The organism is Streptomyces sp. T12 (assembly GCF_028736035.1).
Classification (GTDB): domain Bacteria; phylum Actinomycetota; class Actinomycetes; order Streptomycetales; family Streptomycetaceae; genus Streptomyces.
The window spans coordinates 2,237,501-2,251,199 of the sequence record NZ_CP117866.1 but is presented as its reverse complement, the minus strand read 5'-3'; the positions used below and the strand labels follow the sequence as shown (position 1 = coordinate 2,251,199).

The 13,699-nt window shown below is 67.7% G+C and carries 11 protein-coding genes and 2 pseudogenes; 8 read left to right on the top strand and 5 right to left on the bottom strand.

Features of this window, described 5'->3' with window-relative positions:
* Window positions 1-39 precede the first annotated feature (39 nt).
* From PBV52_RS09970 to PBV52_RS09960, 3 genes and pseudogenes are all read right to left on the bottom strand, one after another.
* The gene (locus tag PBV52_RS09970) at window positions 40-1,443 is read right to left on the bottom strand and encodes a metallopeptidase TldD-related protein (protein ID WP_274237941.1); all 1,404 of its coding nucleotides are present in this window, start codon (window positions 1,441-1,443) and stop codon (window positions 40-42) included.
* Window positions 1,440-1,706: pseudogene (locus tag PBV52_RS09965) on the bottom strand (metallopeptidase TldD-related protein); the annotation flags it as partial. The gene PBV52_RS09970 and the pseudogene PBV52_RS09965, both read right to left, overlap by 4 nt.
* Before the next feature lie 841 nt (window positions 1,707-2,547).
* Window positions 2,548-2,932, bottom strand: a pseudogene (locus PBV52_RS09960) (DUF3099 domain-containing protein); the annotation flags it as partial.
* 471 nt (window positions 2,933-3,403) lie between these two features.
* Here PBV52_RS09960 and PBV52_RS09955 point away from each other — a divergent pair.
* The 5 genes from PBV52_RS09955 to PBV52_RS09930 all read left to right on the top strand — a co-directional run bounded on the left by PBV52_RS09955 (window position 3,404) and on the right by PBV52_RS09930 (window position 9,157).
* Window positions 3,404-4,582 carry an XRE family transcriptional regulator gene (locus PBV52_RS09955; RefSeq protein ID WP_274237940.1) on the top strand — a complete coding sequence of 393 codons (1,179 nt, stop codon included), beginning with the start codon at window positions 3,404-3,406 and terminating at the stop codon, window positions 4,580-4,582.
* Window positions 4,583-4,923: 341 nt separating this feature from the next.
* Window positions 4,924-5,196: a hypothetical protein gene (locus PBV52_RS09945; protein ID WP_274237939.1), complete on the top strand. Its 273-nt coding sequence runs from the start codon at window positions 4,924-4,926 to the stop codon at window positions 5,194-5,196.
* 990 nt (window positions 5,197-6,186) lie between these two features.
* Complete coding sequence (locus tag PBV52_RS09940; protein ID WP_274237938.1) at window positions 6,187-7,680, top strand: replication initiator; 1,494 nt, start codon at window positions 6,187-6,189, stop codon at window positions 7,678-7,680.
* Between the two features lie 20 nt (window positions 7,681-7,700).
* On the top strand, window positions 7,701-7,862 hold the full coding sequence (locus PBV52_RS09935) for a helix-turn-helix domain-containing protein (protein ID WP_274237937.1): 162 nt from the start codon (window positions 7,701-7,703) through the stop codon (window positions 7,860-7,862).
* Window positions 7,863-7,909: 47 nt separating this feature from the next.
* On the top strand, window positions 7,910-9,157 hold the full coding sequence (locus tag PBV52_RS09930; RefSeq protein ID WP_274237936.1) for a site-specific integrase: 1,248 nt from the start codon (window positions 7,910-7,912) through the stop codon (window positions 9,155-9,157).
* A 60-nt stretch (window positions 9,158-9,217) separates the two neighbouring features.
* On the opposite strand, the gene PBV52_RS09925 is transcribed toward PBV52_RS09930, so the two are convergent.
* The gene (locus PBV52_RS09925) at window positions 9,218-10,744 is read right to left on the bottom strand and encodes a TldD/PmbA family protein (protein WP_274237935.1); all 1,527 of its coding nucleotides are present in this window, start codon (window positions 10,742-10,744) and stop codon (window positions 9,218-9,220) included.
* Window positions 10,745-10,984: 240 nt separating this feature from the next.
* Here PBV52_RS09925 and fabG point away from each other — a divergent pair, with 240 nt between their 5' ends.
* From fabG to PBV52_RS09910, 3 genes are all read left to right on the top strand, one after another.
* Window positions 10,985-11,689 carry a 3-oxoacyl-[acyl-carrier-protein] reductase gene (gene fabG / locus PBV52_RS09920; protein WP_274237934.1) on the top strand — a complete coding sequence of 235 codons (705 nt, stop codon included), beginning with the start codon at window positions 10,985-10,987 and terminating at the stop codon, window positions 11,687-11,689.
* A gap of 5 nt (window positions 11,690-11,694) precedes the next feature.
* Complete coding sequence (fabI, locus tag PBV52_RS09915; protein ID WP_189716129.1) at window positions 11,695-12,462, top strand: enoyl-ACP reductase FabI; 768 nt, start codon at window positions 11,695-11,697, stop codon at window positions 12,460-12,462.
* Between the two features lie 163 nt (window positions 12,463-12,625).
* Window positions 12,626-12,976: a hypothetical protein gene (locus tag PBV52_RS09910; protein WP_274237933.1), complete on the top strand. Its 351-nt coding sequence runs from the start codon at window positions 12,626-12,628 to the stop codon at window positions 12,974-12,976.
* Here PBV52_RS09910 and PBV52_RS09905 read toward each other — a convergent pair.
* Window positions 12,954-13,646: a FadR/GntR family transcriptional regulator gene (locus PBV52_RS09905; RefSeq protein WP_274237932.1), complete on the bottom strand. Its 693-nt coding sequence runs from the start codon at window positions 13,644-13,646 to the stop codon at window positions 12,954-12,956. The genes PBV52_RS09910 and PBV52_RS09905 overlap by 23 nt on opposite strands.
* Between the last annotated feature and the right edge of the window lie 53 nt (window positions 13,647-13,699).

Sequence of the window (13,699 nt, the reverse complement as noted above, 5' to 3'; positions counted from 1 at the left end):
GATGATCCTCGGGCAGTCGGGTGACAGCCGACTACGAGGTTATACGCCCTGACTGACAGAGCTCATGTTGAAATCGGGGACGCGCAGCGCCGGCATCGCCGCCCTGGTGAACCAGTCGCTCCATTCCCGGGGCAAGGTCTTCTCCGTACGGCCCGCCTCCGTGGCCCGCCCCAGCAGGCCCACCGGCGACTCGTTGAACCGGAAGTTGTTGACCTCGCCGGTCACCTCACCGTTCTCGACGAGGTACACCCCGTCCCGGGTCAGACCGGTGAGCAGCAGCGTCGCCGGGTCTACCTCGCGGATGTACCAGAGGCAGGTCAGCAGCAGCCCGCGCTCGGTGTTCGCGACCATCTCCTCGAGCGAGCGGTCCTCGCCGCCGTCCAGGATCAGGTTGTCGATGCCGGGCGCCACGGGCAGACCGGTCAGCCCCGCACTGTGGCGGCTGGTCATGAGGTGCTTCAGCTCGCCCTCGCGCATCCACTCGGTGGCCGCGAGCGGCAGACCGTTGTCGAACACCGACTGGTCGCCGCCGGAGGAGTGCGCGATCATGAAGGGCGCGGACTCCAGACCCGGCTCGTTCGGGTCACTGCGCAGCGTCAGCGGCAGCTCGCTCAGCTTCTCGCCGACGCGCGTCTTGCCGCCAGGCTTGGAGAACACCGTCCGGCCCTCGACCGCGTCCCGCCCCGAGCCCGACCACATCTGGTAGATCAGCAGGTCGGCCACGGCGGTCGGCGGCAGCAGCGTCTCGTACCGGCCCGCCGGCAGCTCCAGGCGCCGCTCGGCCCAGCCGAGACGCACGGCCAGCTCGGCGTCCAGCGCCGTCGGGTCGACGTCCTTGAAGTCCCGCGTGGAGCGCCCCGCCCAGGCCGAACGCGTACGGTCCGGGGACTTGGCGTTCAGCTCCAGCGTCCCGTTGGGCTGGTCGTGCCGAAGCCGCAGCCCCGTGGACGTGCCGACGTACGTCGACACCAGCTCATGGTTGGCGAAGCCGTACAGCTCCCGCCCGCCGGCACGCGCGCGTGCGAACGCCTCGCCGAGCGCCGGGGCGAAGTCGGCGAACACGGTGGACGACGTCTCGGCCGGGCCGTCCGTGAAGTCCGGCGACGCCGGTACGTCCGCCACCAGCGGCTGTGCGTCCTCGGCGGGCCCGGCACCGCGCGCGGCGGCCTCGGCGGCCCGCACCAGCGGCTCCAGCTCATCCGCGGTCACGGCCGACCGGGACACGACACCGGAGGCCGTGCCCTCCTTGCCGTCGACGGTCGCGACGACCGTGAGCGTCCGCCCGCGCGTGACGCCGTTCGTGGTCAGCGCGTTGCCCGCCCAGCGCAGATTGGCGGTCGACTGCTCGTCGGCGATGACGACGCACCCGTCGGCCCGGGACAGCTCCAGGGCGCGCTCGACGATCTCGTGCGGCTTGTTCGCCTTGGGGGAGTGAGCGCTCATCGACCGGCCTCCTGCGTGGTGTTCAGAATGTTGACTCCCTTGAAGAGGGCCGACGGGCAGCCGTGCGAGACCGCCGCGACCTGCCCCGGCTGGGCCTTGCCGCAGTTGAACGCGCCGCCGAGTACGTAGGTCTGCGGACCACCCACGGCCGCCATCGAGCCCCAGAAGTCCGTGGTCGTCGCCTGATAGGCGACATCGCGCAACTGACCGGTGATCCGCCCGTTCTCGATCCTGAAGAAGCGCTGCCCGGTGAACTGGAAGTTCTCCGTAGGGTCAGGGGGCATACCTCTCTGATCGGCGTTTGTGCAGGTCAGGCGGTGTCTCACGGTCTACCCTCAATCCCTGTTCATACCGGTTGAAACCGGACTGTGCGGGGTCTGGTGATGACTTGGTGTCGACCTCCGGGTCCGCCTCGGAGTGTTCGAAGCGCGTGCCAGGAGCCGGGCTGTGGATCAGTGCAGAGCCTACCCAGCGGGCGACGCAGGCAGGGAGCTCATTTCCTTGCCGCGAAGCGGAAGCTGTTTCCTGCCTGACCAGCCGGTTCAGGACGGCGCTGACTCTTAAGGCTTTATGGAACTTGTCTGCGGGGAACCGACTCCGCGGTGATGTAAGTGCGGTAACTTTGTCTCGTCGGGTGCGAGCTGGCTCGCACCCCTTAACAACACTGAAGGGTCCGAGTCGGGTGGCACCCCGAGTCAGACCCTCCAGCGCAGTTCACGAGCCCGGTCGCCTAGCAGTCGACCGGGCTTGCTGCGTGATGCAGCTCCCGTGCGACCGGCTCGTGCGTGGGGGCACTCACTGCATGAATTGCCCCAACGTGGCGATGATCGCCACGAGCAGTCCCGCCGCCGCTAGACAGATCTGCCACTTTTCGGCGTCAGACCACTTTCGGCGGCGAGGCTTCGCACCGTGTTGATCAATCACTGCTCCTCCTTGCTCCTCCAGCAGTCCCGCTGACGGACTGTCAGCGGACCTGCCGTGAGGAGCGCGGCGAGCCAGGTAAGTGTGTCATGGGCAACCCTCTGACCGGCACCGGAACAACACTATTGATCTGAGCTTTTCTTGAGCTTGGCGCGGAGCAGCGCAGCTCGTCGGTGGTCGCGAGGGCTCGCTTTGCATGGCCACCATGGGGCTGGCAATGAAGTCTTCTTCGGGGACGGATTCCGCAGAACCGTCATTTCGTCCGGGGCGGCGCGATCATCGGTCGCATCGGCGCGTTCACGAACGTCGACGGCAGGGATGGCGCGTTCTCCCGCCCCGCGTTGGCGATCACCATCGCGATGTACGGCAGAACCGTCCCGAGCAGCAACGCTGCGATCGCGACGTGCCGTTCGACGTTCCACAGCGAGGCGGCGAGGATCACCGACAGCGTACGGATCGACATCGACATGACGTACCGACGCTGCCGGGCGCGCACATCATCCCGGAGGCCCGCCCAGGCCACGGTGATCCGGAACACCTGGGCGTTTCCACTGCCGTGCTTCCGCATCACACTCCACCATGTGCTGGCATCGCACTTTCCTTGGCTCGCCCCCGATCGCGGCCCGGGAATCTTCCCGCGTTACGCCCCGTCTCCGCCGCCTACGAGACCGGGGAACCGCTAGTACGGGCGAACGATGTGCGCCGTAGCACGTACGGCCCTACTCGACATACGCCGTACGGCGGAGGGGTCGACACAGGGGTACGCGGAGAAAGGGTCTGGGGCTGGTTGTGGGCGATCATCCGGCCTCCGCCAACTTGCCGCCGATCCTCTACAGACTGTTCTGGAAGCGGTTCACCACCCAGGGCGCGCTTCATCGTGCTGTCCTGCCGTCCACTGAGAGGGCATGGGGCCCCGCCCGCCCGAGCAGGTCTACCGGCGATTCGTGGAACCGGAAGTTCTTGACTTGGCCGGGCTTGCGGGGGTTACGAACGAGGCAACTCGCGCGAAGGAGTCCCGGGGGGGCCGTACGCTCGAATCATGAGTGCCGAGATTGGCAAGCGGCTTCAGGAAGTTCGCAAGCGACGTGGCATGACGCAGCGTCAGCTAGCGGGTGAATCCGGCGTGTCCCTGTCCTTGATCCGGAAGCTGGAGCAAGGGGAGCGGGCAGACACGCGGCTGGAGACTGCGCGCCAACTGGCACACGCCCTACGGGTGCCGACAACCAACCTCATGGCTGAACACGTGGATGAGCCTGAGGTGGCGCCTGGGGATGAGCGCTGGGAGGCTGTCCGGCGGGCGCTCGTGGCTCCGGTGCGGGCGGATGGGGTGGTGGAAGAGCCGACTGTCGACGGCGTGCGGGAGGCCATGGAATCGGCCCTGCCGCTCTTCTCCGGTGATCGCTTCGCGGAGCTGAGTGTGATCCTGCCGCCCTTGCTGCGGGACGCGGATCTCGTCGCCGAGAGTGGCCCGGAAGGGCGGGCCGTGCGTGTCCGGCTCTCCCAGCTGACAGGCTGGTTGCTCACCCAGACCAGGCAATTCGAAGCGGCTGATACTGCGCTGTCCCGGTCGCTGGAGGAGTCCTCGGATCGGCTTCAGGCAGCGGCGACCGTGAGCACGCAGTGTTGGCTATTGCTCCGGCGCGGTCGGCTGGCTGAGGCGCGAGAGCTGGCGACCCGATGGGCTGATGAGGTGGAGCCGCGAATCTCGCGTGCGACTCCTGCCGAGCTAAGTGCATGGGGCTGGCTGCTCCTGCGGGCGTCGGCTGCTGCGATCCGTGACAACCGGCCCGGAGAGGCCGAAGACGCCTTGCGTTACGCCAACTCGGCGGCGGTCGCGATGGGCCGTGAGTTCGCGCCGCGTGACGACTTCTTGCAGGCGTTCGGGCCGGTCACGGTGGCTTTGAAGCGTGCCGAGAATGCCATGATCGTTGACAAGCCCGACCTGGTGCTCAAGCTCTCGGCGCGCATCCCGACCAGCGGGATGCGGCCCACGTCCAACAACCGCAACCGCCACCTCCTCGACGTGGCGGAGGCGCATGCCCGCTCGCGCGACTACGTGAAGACGGTTGAGGTCTTGCAGGGCATTCGCGCGGACGCTCCGCAGTGGCTCCCGAATCAGCGCTACGCGCGGGACATCTTCGGCAGGGTGATCGCACGTCGGCGGACGCTCACGCCTGAGATGCGGGAGCTTGCCGACGCCATCGGGGTACCCGTGTGACCCTGTGTGGCACTTCGGGCTGCACCCTCGGCAAAGTGCCATTGAGGTGTGTTCCTGCCGTTACGTAGCGTCACTGGCATGGTGACCCAAGGCAAAGCGGCAGAGAGAGCCGTCCGTGAGCGCGTGACCTTGCCCAGGACCTACCCCGGTCCTCCCGTAGAACTGCCTCTGAGGCTTGATGGTGACCCGGAGCCTGTAGCGGATTGCGACGTGTGCCAAGCGTTGGACAAGCAGCGTTCGGAAGCGCGCGCCCAGTGCGAGATGTCCAAGGTCTCAGACTTGAACGTCGAGATCCGGAACCACCCGCACAGGGGCAGGGGGCGGCAGCACTCATGATTCCGATGGAGACCTACAGAAGCAGCAAGAAGGCCGCTTCCGATGCGCATGAGGCGTTGTGCCAGGCACTGCTGGCGATCGGGATTCCGAGGCGCGATCTTGTCCGGCTGGTTCCGCGTGTGGCGCCGGACGGCCGTCCGATGGTGGCCATGGGGACGTGGAACGCCGACGTGGTGCAGAAGGTTGCGGCGCATCTTATGGCGTCACCTGCGCACGTCCAGACGATGCCGGACGGCCGTGCCGTGGCCGAGCACGCCCGCCTGACTCGCGAGGAATAGACCCCGGGATGCCTCGTCTGTGTGGTGCCGTGATGCCGCGCTTTGGGCACGCCGCCGGCCGTAGAGGCTTTGGGCGGGAGCTGCCATGGGGCGAGTGAACAGGGGGCCTTACGCTGCCCTGCGGATCGGGCAGTCTTTGGGACCTGCCCGCAATAGCCCGATCGGCCCCCTGTTCTTCGAGGCTCGCCCCATGGTGGCTGCCTAAAGCCTCGTAGGCCGTCGGCCCCCAGCCCAAAGGGGTTGAACCGGCTGTGGTCCCTCGGGACGGATGCGGGCTGCATGGTGCTGTGAGAGGCGGACTCTTGGGCTGGCTGGTGCTGGTGCGTGGATGCCGGGTCGGTGGCTGAGCTGCTGGAGGTCGTGAGCTACGGGTCCAAGTCCATGGGATCGGAGTGGGCAAGGCGGGCCGTGCTGGATCTGGCGTACGTCTGGGCTCGCCTCGACCGCGCCGGGGCGGCGGCGCCCCGGACCGGACCGGCCGAAGGCCGCATGCCGGGCCGGGGTGCGGCAAGCCGCCCCGGCGGCGCGCCGAAGGCGCGCCCTGGAATAAGTAGAGCCAAATTCCGCCACGCCCCTGAACCGCTGCCCGCTCCCGTCTCCTGAGGGGCGCATGGCCCGGAGAGTAACCGGCCAGATAGGCGCAAGCATGGAACCACTGCTACCGGATTCGTCTCGCACCTATACGCCTGACAGGCAATCAAATGCAAGCAACTCAGAGGCAATTCGATTAGCGAGGCGCTGAGTCAGCGTTGGCTGACGGGGTTCTTGCTCCGGTCGAATTCGGCTCGGATTCCAATAGTTCCCGCCTGTCCGGTGGTGTTCATCACGGAAAAGTCACGGGCTACTGTCGGTGGCAACTCATAGAATGAAAAGGCAAGTTGGCTGCGCCTGACCAGGGCGTACGCAGGATGCGCGCCCTGTAAGCGCAAAGGAGAGAAGCCATGAATGCCCGTCATCTACTTCCTGACCTGAGGCTCTGGAGGCCGCGTCATGTCCGGCGAATCCGGCAACAGCACCACACGTCCTATTGGCCCGTCCGGCGCATCGTCCGCTCCGGCCGAACGTTCCGTCGTGCTGGCACGCGAACAACGTCTACAAGCTCTCTCAGAGGCGGACCGTGACCTCATACGGCTCCTGAAGGATCCGCTCTTTTCGCGCTGGAAGGAGCAGATCAAAGCCATCGGTGGCTGCGCCAACCCGATCTACCTGTCCGGCTCGACCCTCACTCGTGATGCGGTTACGGGTGAGGTGCTCTCGTCCTATTCGACGGACGGGGAGCCGGGTGAGCGGCTGGCGGTGCGCTGCCGTAACCGGCGGGCCTCGGTGTGTGAGCCGTGCGCTTACCTGCATGCCGGGGATACCTTCCAGCTCGTTCGCGCGGGCCTGTCCGGCGGCAAGGGTGTGCCCGATGCGGTGCGGGAGCGCCCCCGGCTGTTCGTCACCCTGACTGCTCCGTCCTTCGGGCCGGTGCACCGGGTGCGCGACGGGGAGTGGTGCCGTCCTCGCCGGGACGAACCGCGCTGCGAGCACGGGCGACGGCTCGGCTGCGGCCTGGTGCACACCGAGGAAGACCCGCCGGTCGGCATGCCGCTGTGCCCGGACTGCTACGACTACGTCGGCCATGTGCTGTGGCACGCGCATGCCGGGCGACTGTGGGATCGGTTCACCACCGCCGTACGGCGCTACCTGGCCTCGGCAGGCGGGGTGCCGCGTTCCAAGCTCGGTGACCACCTGGTGGTGTCCTTCGCCAAGGTCGCCGAGTTCCAGCGGCGCGCGGCCGTCCACTTCCATGCCGTCGTGCGGATGGACGGGCCGGACGGCCCTTCCTCTTCCGCCCCGGACTGGGCAACAGAAGACGTCCTGTTGGATGCGGTCGAGCACGCTGCCGCGTCCGGCTTCGTCACGGTCCCCGACTCCGAGGCGTACGGCATGGAACGCATCGGCTGGGGAGGACAGTTCGACGCCCACCCCATCCGCCCCAACCCGGAAACTGGCGGCCCGTCGGACTCGGCTGTCGCTGGGTACGTCGCCAAGTACGTCACGAAGGGAGCGGCCGACACCGGCGCCGGGCTGGACTACCGGGTGAAGAGCCTGGAGGACATCCGCTCGGCCGTGGTCAGTCGCCACGTACGGGCTCTGATGGGGACGTGCTGGCGCCTGGGCGGCCTGGCCGAGCTGGAACACCTCAGGCTGCGGTCGTGGGCTCACAGCCTCGGCTATCGGGGCCACGTCCTCACCAAATCCCGCCGCTACTCCACCACGTACGGCGCGCTGCGTGAGGAACGGGCCGACTACCGCCAAGGCGATACCAGGCCCACGGACGGCCTGGGCGCGGTCACGGAATCGGCGTGGCGCTACGTCGGCTCCGGCTACACCCCCGGTGAGTCGGACGTTGCCTTTGGCATCGCCGAAGACATCGTCATTAACCGCCAGCTGGCCAGAGAGGCATGGGAGGACGCAGAGCAGTGGGGTGAGTGGCTGTGAGAGGTGGCAGCAACCTACTCATGACGCCGGATGAGGCGGCCACAGAACTCGGTGTCACGAAGCGGGTCCTCATGGACTCGTACCGACGCTGGGGCATCCCGTTCCTCAAGGTCGGCAAGCACGTCCGTTTCCGAACTCGCGATCTACACAACTGGGTTGAGGCGCGCATGCAGCACAACTAGGCTGACGATCAGTCACTAACCAATCAACATGTGGAGGCTAAACAAGCGTGGCGACCATCAAGAAGGAAGACTGCACCTGCCCCCGGCGCAAGAAGCCCACGTGCCCTCACAAGCCGTACCGGGTGTCGTACCGGGAGCCCGGGGGCAGGGCAGGCAAGCCGAGGCAGGTGTCCTTCAAGAAGCTCGAAGACGCGGAAGCGTTCGCGATCAAGGTCGAGCGGGACAAGGACCTGGGGACGTACATCAACCCCAAGGCGGGACAGCGGACGTTCGCAGAGATCTGGAACGAGTGGGTCGAGGCGGGAACGCTCGAAGAGTCCTCGAAGAGGAACTACCAGAGCGTCTACGACAACCACTACGGCCCGTTCTTCGGGAGTAAGTCGATCGCCAGCATCACCCCGACGACCATCCAGGAATGGGAGGCGGACCAGAAGGAGCGGGGTTACAAGGAGACCGGCATCAACGGACGTAAGAACGTCCTCTCGTCCGTCTTCAACTACGCGGTGGCAGCCGAGATCATCGGCCGCAATCCGTGCAAGAAGGCGAACCCCCGGAGGCGCTCAGGACAGCAGCTCACGCCGGTCACCGACAACGACATCCCGACCATGGAAGAAGTGCTGGGGATCATCGCGGAAGCCCCCAAGCTGATCCGTGCTGGCTTCTGGGCCATGGCGGGCTGTGGGACACGTCCGGGGGAGTCCCTGGCGCTGGCTGACGAGTCAATGGACTGGGAGCGCAGCACCCTCGCCGTGGATCACCAGGTCTCGGCCTACGGCTGTCAGGAGATCTCCGGCTTCCGGCGCGGAGTGAAGCGAGGTACCAAGCATCGGACGTTCGATCAGGCGAGGCGCACGCCGGTGCCCGAATCGATCAATGAGATTTTCAACGATCACATCGACGCGTTCGGCACCTGGGGAGACCGGGGATGGTTCTTCGAGTCACCTCGGCTGAACGACCGCCACCCGTCCTATGACTGGTTCCTGGACCAGTTCAAGGCGGCGGCCAAGCTGGCGGGGACTCCGCAGTACACCCCGAAGAGCTTCCGGCACTTCTTCGTCTCCGAGGCGATCCACGCCGACATCCCGCTCTTCGAGATCGCGGCGTGGGTCGGGCACCGGACCACCAGGACGACAGAGCTGGTCTACGGCCACCTCGTCCGCCGTGCCATGGACCGAGGCGCCCGAACCATGCACAACCGACTGGGGCTGAAGCTGGAGCCCTTCAAGGGCCTCATCGTCCCGCCCTCGCTGACTCCCTCAGAGGATGACATCGAGGACTGGGACGACGTGGCGTAGGAGGCTCGCTGTGATCGCGTGTCGACCTGGTGCAGACTTCGGGCCGGATTGGGCTCGGCCTCAGGCGCCGCCCGCCTCGGTCGTGGTGTTCAGGATGTTCACACTCCGGAACATTGCTGAAGGGCACCCGTGGGACACGGCGGCGACCTGCCCAGGTTGGGCCTTTCCGCAGTTGAAAGCCCCTCCGAGTACGTAGGTCTGGGGGCCTCCAACAGCTTCCATGGCACCCCAGAACTGGGGGGTCACCCCCTGATATGCAAAGTCCCGGACCTGCCCCGCAAGGCGGCCGTTCCGGATCATGTATGCCCTCTGACCCGTAAACTGGAAGTTGTAGCGCTGCATGTCGATCGACCAGGACCGGTCGCCGACGACGTAGATCCCGCGGTCCACGCTCCCGATCAGATCCTCGGTCGACATCCCGGCCGGATCCGGCTGCAGCGACACGTTGGCCATGCGCTGCACCGGCACATGCCCGGGGGAGTCGGCGAACGCGCACCCGTTGGACCGCTCGAACCCGGTCAGCTTCGCGATCCGCCGGTCCAGCTGGTAGCCGACGAGGGTGCCGTTCTTCACCAGGTCCCAGGACTGGCCCGCGACGCCCTCGTCGTCGTATCCGATGGTCGCCAGGCCGTGCTCGGCGGTGCGGTCACCGGTGACGTTCATCAGGTCGGAGCCGTACCTGAGCTTGCCGAGCTGGTCGAAGGTGGCGAAGGAGGTGCCGGCGTAGGCGGCCTCGTAGCCGAGGGCGCGGTCCAGCTCGGTGGCGTGGCCGATGGACTCGTGGATGGTCAGCCACAGGTTGGAGGGGTCGACGACGAGGTCGTACGGCCCCGCCTCGACGCTCGGCGCCCGCATCTTCTCGGCGAGCAGCTCCGGGATCTGTGCCAGCTCGGACTCCCAGTCCCACCCCGTTCCCGTCAGGTACTCCCAGCCGCGTCCGACGGGCGGCGCGATGGTGCGCATGGAGTCGAACTCGCCGCTCGACTCGTCGACCGACACGGCGGTCAGCTGCGGGTGCAGCCGGACGCGCTGCTGGGTGGTCACGGTCCCGGCGGTGTCGGCGTAGAACTTGTTCTCGTGGACGGTGAGCAGCGAGGCGTCGACGTGATTGACCCCGTCCGCCGCCAGCAGCCGCGCGCTCCAGTCCGCGAGCAGCGCCGACTTCTCCTCGTCGGGCACCGTGAACGGATCGATCTCGTACGACGAGATCCACGTCTTCTCGGTGTGCACGGGCTCGTCGGCGAGCTCCACCCGCTCGTCCGACCCGGCGGCCTTGATCACCTGGGCGGACAGCTTCGCCATCGCCACCGCCTGCGACGCGACCTTGGCGGCGGCGTCCAGCGTCAGATCCACCCCGGACGCGAATCCCCAGGTCCCGCCGTGCACCACCCGCACCGCGTACCCGAGGTCGGTGGTGTCCGACGACCCGGCGAGCCTGGCGTCCCTCAGGCGCCAGGACGCGCTGCGCACCCGCTCGAACCGGAAGTCCGCGTGCTCGGCCCCCAGCGCACGCGCGCGTGCGAGCGCGGCGTCGGCCAGGGCGCGTAGCGGAAGCGCCGTAAAGGCTTCGTCGATCGTATGAGGCACGGAGGTCTCCCTGCTGTCGTGGCCTGTCGGCACCGATCATGTCGCGCGGGCGGGGTCGCGGACCACACGTTTCCGGCTGGAGTGCGCGTCTTTCTGTAGGGACCCGACAGTGACACCCGTACGCCACTGTCGGTGCCCGAATGTCCCCGGACGGGACCGGCCCGATAGGTTTTCGGTGAAGCCGCCTGCCATCCAGGTGTCCGGGCGGGTGTGTCAGACCCCTATCGAAAGGGTGATCCGTTGAGCCGCTCGGTTCTCGTCACCGGAGGCAACCGGGGCATCGGCCTCGCCATCGCCCGCGCTTTCGCCGACGCCGGCGACAAGGTCGCGATCACGTACCGCTCGGGTGAGCCGCCGGCCGGCTTCCTGGCCGTCAAGTGCGACATCACCGACACCGAGCAGGTGGAGCAGGCCTACAAGGAGATCGAGGCCGAGCACGGCCCGGTCGAGGTTCTGATCGCCAACGCCGGCATCACCAAGGACCAGCTCCTGATGCGCATGTCCGAGGAGGACTTCACCTCGGTCATCGACACCAACCTCACCGGCACCTTCCGCGTGGTCAAGCGCGCCAACCGCGGCATGCTGCGGGCCAAGAAGGGCCGCGTCGTCCTCATCTCGTCGGTCGTCGGCCTGTTCGGCGGCCCCGGCCAGGCCAACTACGCCGCCTCCAAGGCCGCCCTGGTCGGCTTCGCGCGCTCCCTCGCCCGTGAGCTGGGTTCGCGCAACATCACCTTCAACGTCGTCGCGCCCGGCTTCGTCGACACCGACATGACCAAGGTGCTCACCGACGAGCAGCGTGAGGGCATCGTGAAGCAGGTGCCGCTCGGTCGTTACGCGCAGCCGGAGGAGATCGCCGCGACGGTGCGGTTCCTCGCCTCGGACGACGCTTCGTACATCACTGGAGCCGTCATCCCCGTTGACGGCGGACTGGGAATGGGTCACTGATCACCATGAGCGGAATTCTCGAGGGCAAGCGCGTCCTGATCACCGGTGTGCTGATGGAGTCCTCCATCGCCTTCCACACCGCCAAGCTGGCCCAGGAGCAGGGTGCCGAGATCATCCTGACCGCGTTCCCGCGGCCCACGCTGACCGAGCGCATCGCCAAGAAGCTCCCCAAGCCCACCAAGGTCATCGAGCTCGACGTCACCAACGACGAGCACCTCGGGCGCCTTGCCGACATCGTCGGCGAGGAGCTCGGCGGCCTCGACGGCGTCGTGCACTCCATCGGCTTCGCCCCGCAGGACGCGCTCGGCGGCAACTTCCTGAACACGCCGTTCGAGTCGGTCGCCACGGCCATGCACGTCTCGGCGTACTCCCTGAAGTCGCTGACCATGGCCTGCCTGCCGCTGATGCAGAACGGCGGCTCCGTCGTCGGCCTCACCTTCGACGCGCAGTACGCCTGGCCGCAGTACGACTGGATGGGCCCGGCCAAGGCCGCCCTGGAGGCCACCAGCCGCTACATGGCCCGTGACCTGGGCAAGCAGAACATCCGCTGCAACCTCATCTCCGCCGGCCCGATCGGTTCCATGGCCGCCAAGTCCATCCCGGGCTTCGCCGACCTGGCCGCCGTGTGGGACAGCCGCTCCCCGCTGGAGTGGGACCTCAAGGACCCGGAGCCGGCCGGCCGCGGTGTCGTCGCCCTGCTGAGCGACTGGTTCCCGAAGACCACCGGCGAGATCATCCACGTGGACGGCGGCCTGCACGCCATCGGCGCCTGATCTCCCGTACGCCGTTCGACGCCCCGTTTCCCGCCCTCGCGCGGGGAGCGGGGCGTCACCCGTTCGGCCTATCCGGCCGGGCGGGCCAGACCCACAACTGCGCACTCTGGAGTACGCGTTCACTACGCGAGCCCCTCCCCAGTACGGCCGAGGAGGTCCCCTTGTGCGCTTTTCCCGCCGCCTGGCCTCAACGACCGTCGCCGTCGCTCTCGTACTGCTCGTGCCGTACGAGGCGATATCCCACGCGCGTGTGCATGCCGTGGAAGCCGAGCCTCAGGAGCCGTTCGGCGCCGCGTGCCGGATACGCGTCGCCGGTTCCCATGTGACCGCGTACTGCCACAACCCGTATCCGGAGACCGACCGGGTGAGCCTGCACGTCGAGTGCGCCCGCTGGTGGGACCTCGACAGCGACGGCTCCGAGGTGAACGCCGGGCCCGCACAGACCGTGCGGCTGGCCGGGCGCTGCTGGAAAGAGGTCGGCTCGGTGTGGATCAGCCACCGGCCGGAGAGCTGAAGCGCCCCGGACGGCACAGGAACGGATAGCTCGCCGCCTCCGCCGCGGCCGCCGCGGCGTCCCCCGCGCGGATCGCGTCGACCAGCCGAGCGTGGTCCATGTGCGTCTCCGGCGTCAGCTCCTCGCCGACGTCCTCGCGCAGCCAGTCCCGCAGCACCTCGCCCAGGTCCGCGTACATCGCGGTCATCACGTCGTTGTGGGAGGCCGCCACCACCGCCAGATGGAAGGTCGCGTCGGCCGCCACGAACGCCTCCGCGTCACCCGACTCCCACGCCTCCTCCCGCCGCACCAGCAGCGCGTCCAGCTGCTTGAGGTCCTTCTCGGTACGCCGCTCGGCGGCCAGCTTCGCGGCGGCGGACTCCAGCGTGGCGCGCAGCTCGGCGATGTGCCGGGGGTCGGCGTCGGCGAAACGGCGGTGCATGACGCCGGCCAGCTCGCTGGTCGCCACCACGTAGGTGCCGGAGCCCTGGCGGATGTCCAGCAGGCCGTTGTGCGCGAGCGCGCGGACGGCCTCGCGGACGGTGTTGCGGGCCACGCCGAGCTGCTCGACCAGCTCGGGCTCCGTCGGGATACGGGAGCCGACCGGCCATTCGCCCGAGGTGATCTGGTTCCGCAGCGCGGCGATGACCTGCTCGGACAGCGCCGAGCGGCGGGGGTGGCTCAGGGGCATGGCACACCTTCGCACGTCAGGGCCGGGACCGGGCGGCCCGGGGGTGGACAACC

Excerpts from the sequence above, each read along its gene's own strand:
- PBV52_RS09940 (WP_274237938.1), top strand. The coding sequence starts at position 6,187 with ATGTCCGGCGAATCCGGCAACAGCACCACACGTCCTATTGGCCCGTCC.
- PBV52_RS09905 (WP_274237932.1), bottom strand. The coding sequence starts at position 13,646 with ATGCCCCTGAGCCACCCCCGCCGCTCGGCGCTGTCCGAGCAGGTCATC.
- PBV52_RS09935 (WP_274237937.1), top strand. The coding sequence starts at position 7,701 with ATGACGCCGGATGAGGCGGCCACAGAACTCGGTGTCACGAAGCGGGTC.
- PBV52_RS09945 (WP_274237939.1), top strand. The coding sequence starts at position 4,924 with ATGGAGACCTACAGAAGCAGCAAGAAGGCCGCTTCCGATGCGCATGAG.
- PBV52_RS09955 (WP_274237940.1), top strand. The coding sequence starts at position 3,404 with ATGAGTGCCGAGATTGGCAAGCGGCTTCAGGAAGTTCGCAAGCGACGT.
- PBV52_RS09970 (WP_274237941.1), bottom strand. The coding sequence starts at position 1,443 with ATGAGCGCTCACTCCCCCAAGGCGAACAAGCCGCACGAGATCGTCGAG.
- fabI (WP_189716129.1), top strand. The coding sequence starts at position 11,695 with ATGAGCGGAATTCTCGAGGGCAAGCGCGTCCTGATCACCGGTGTGCTG.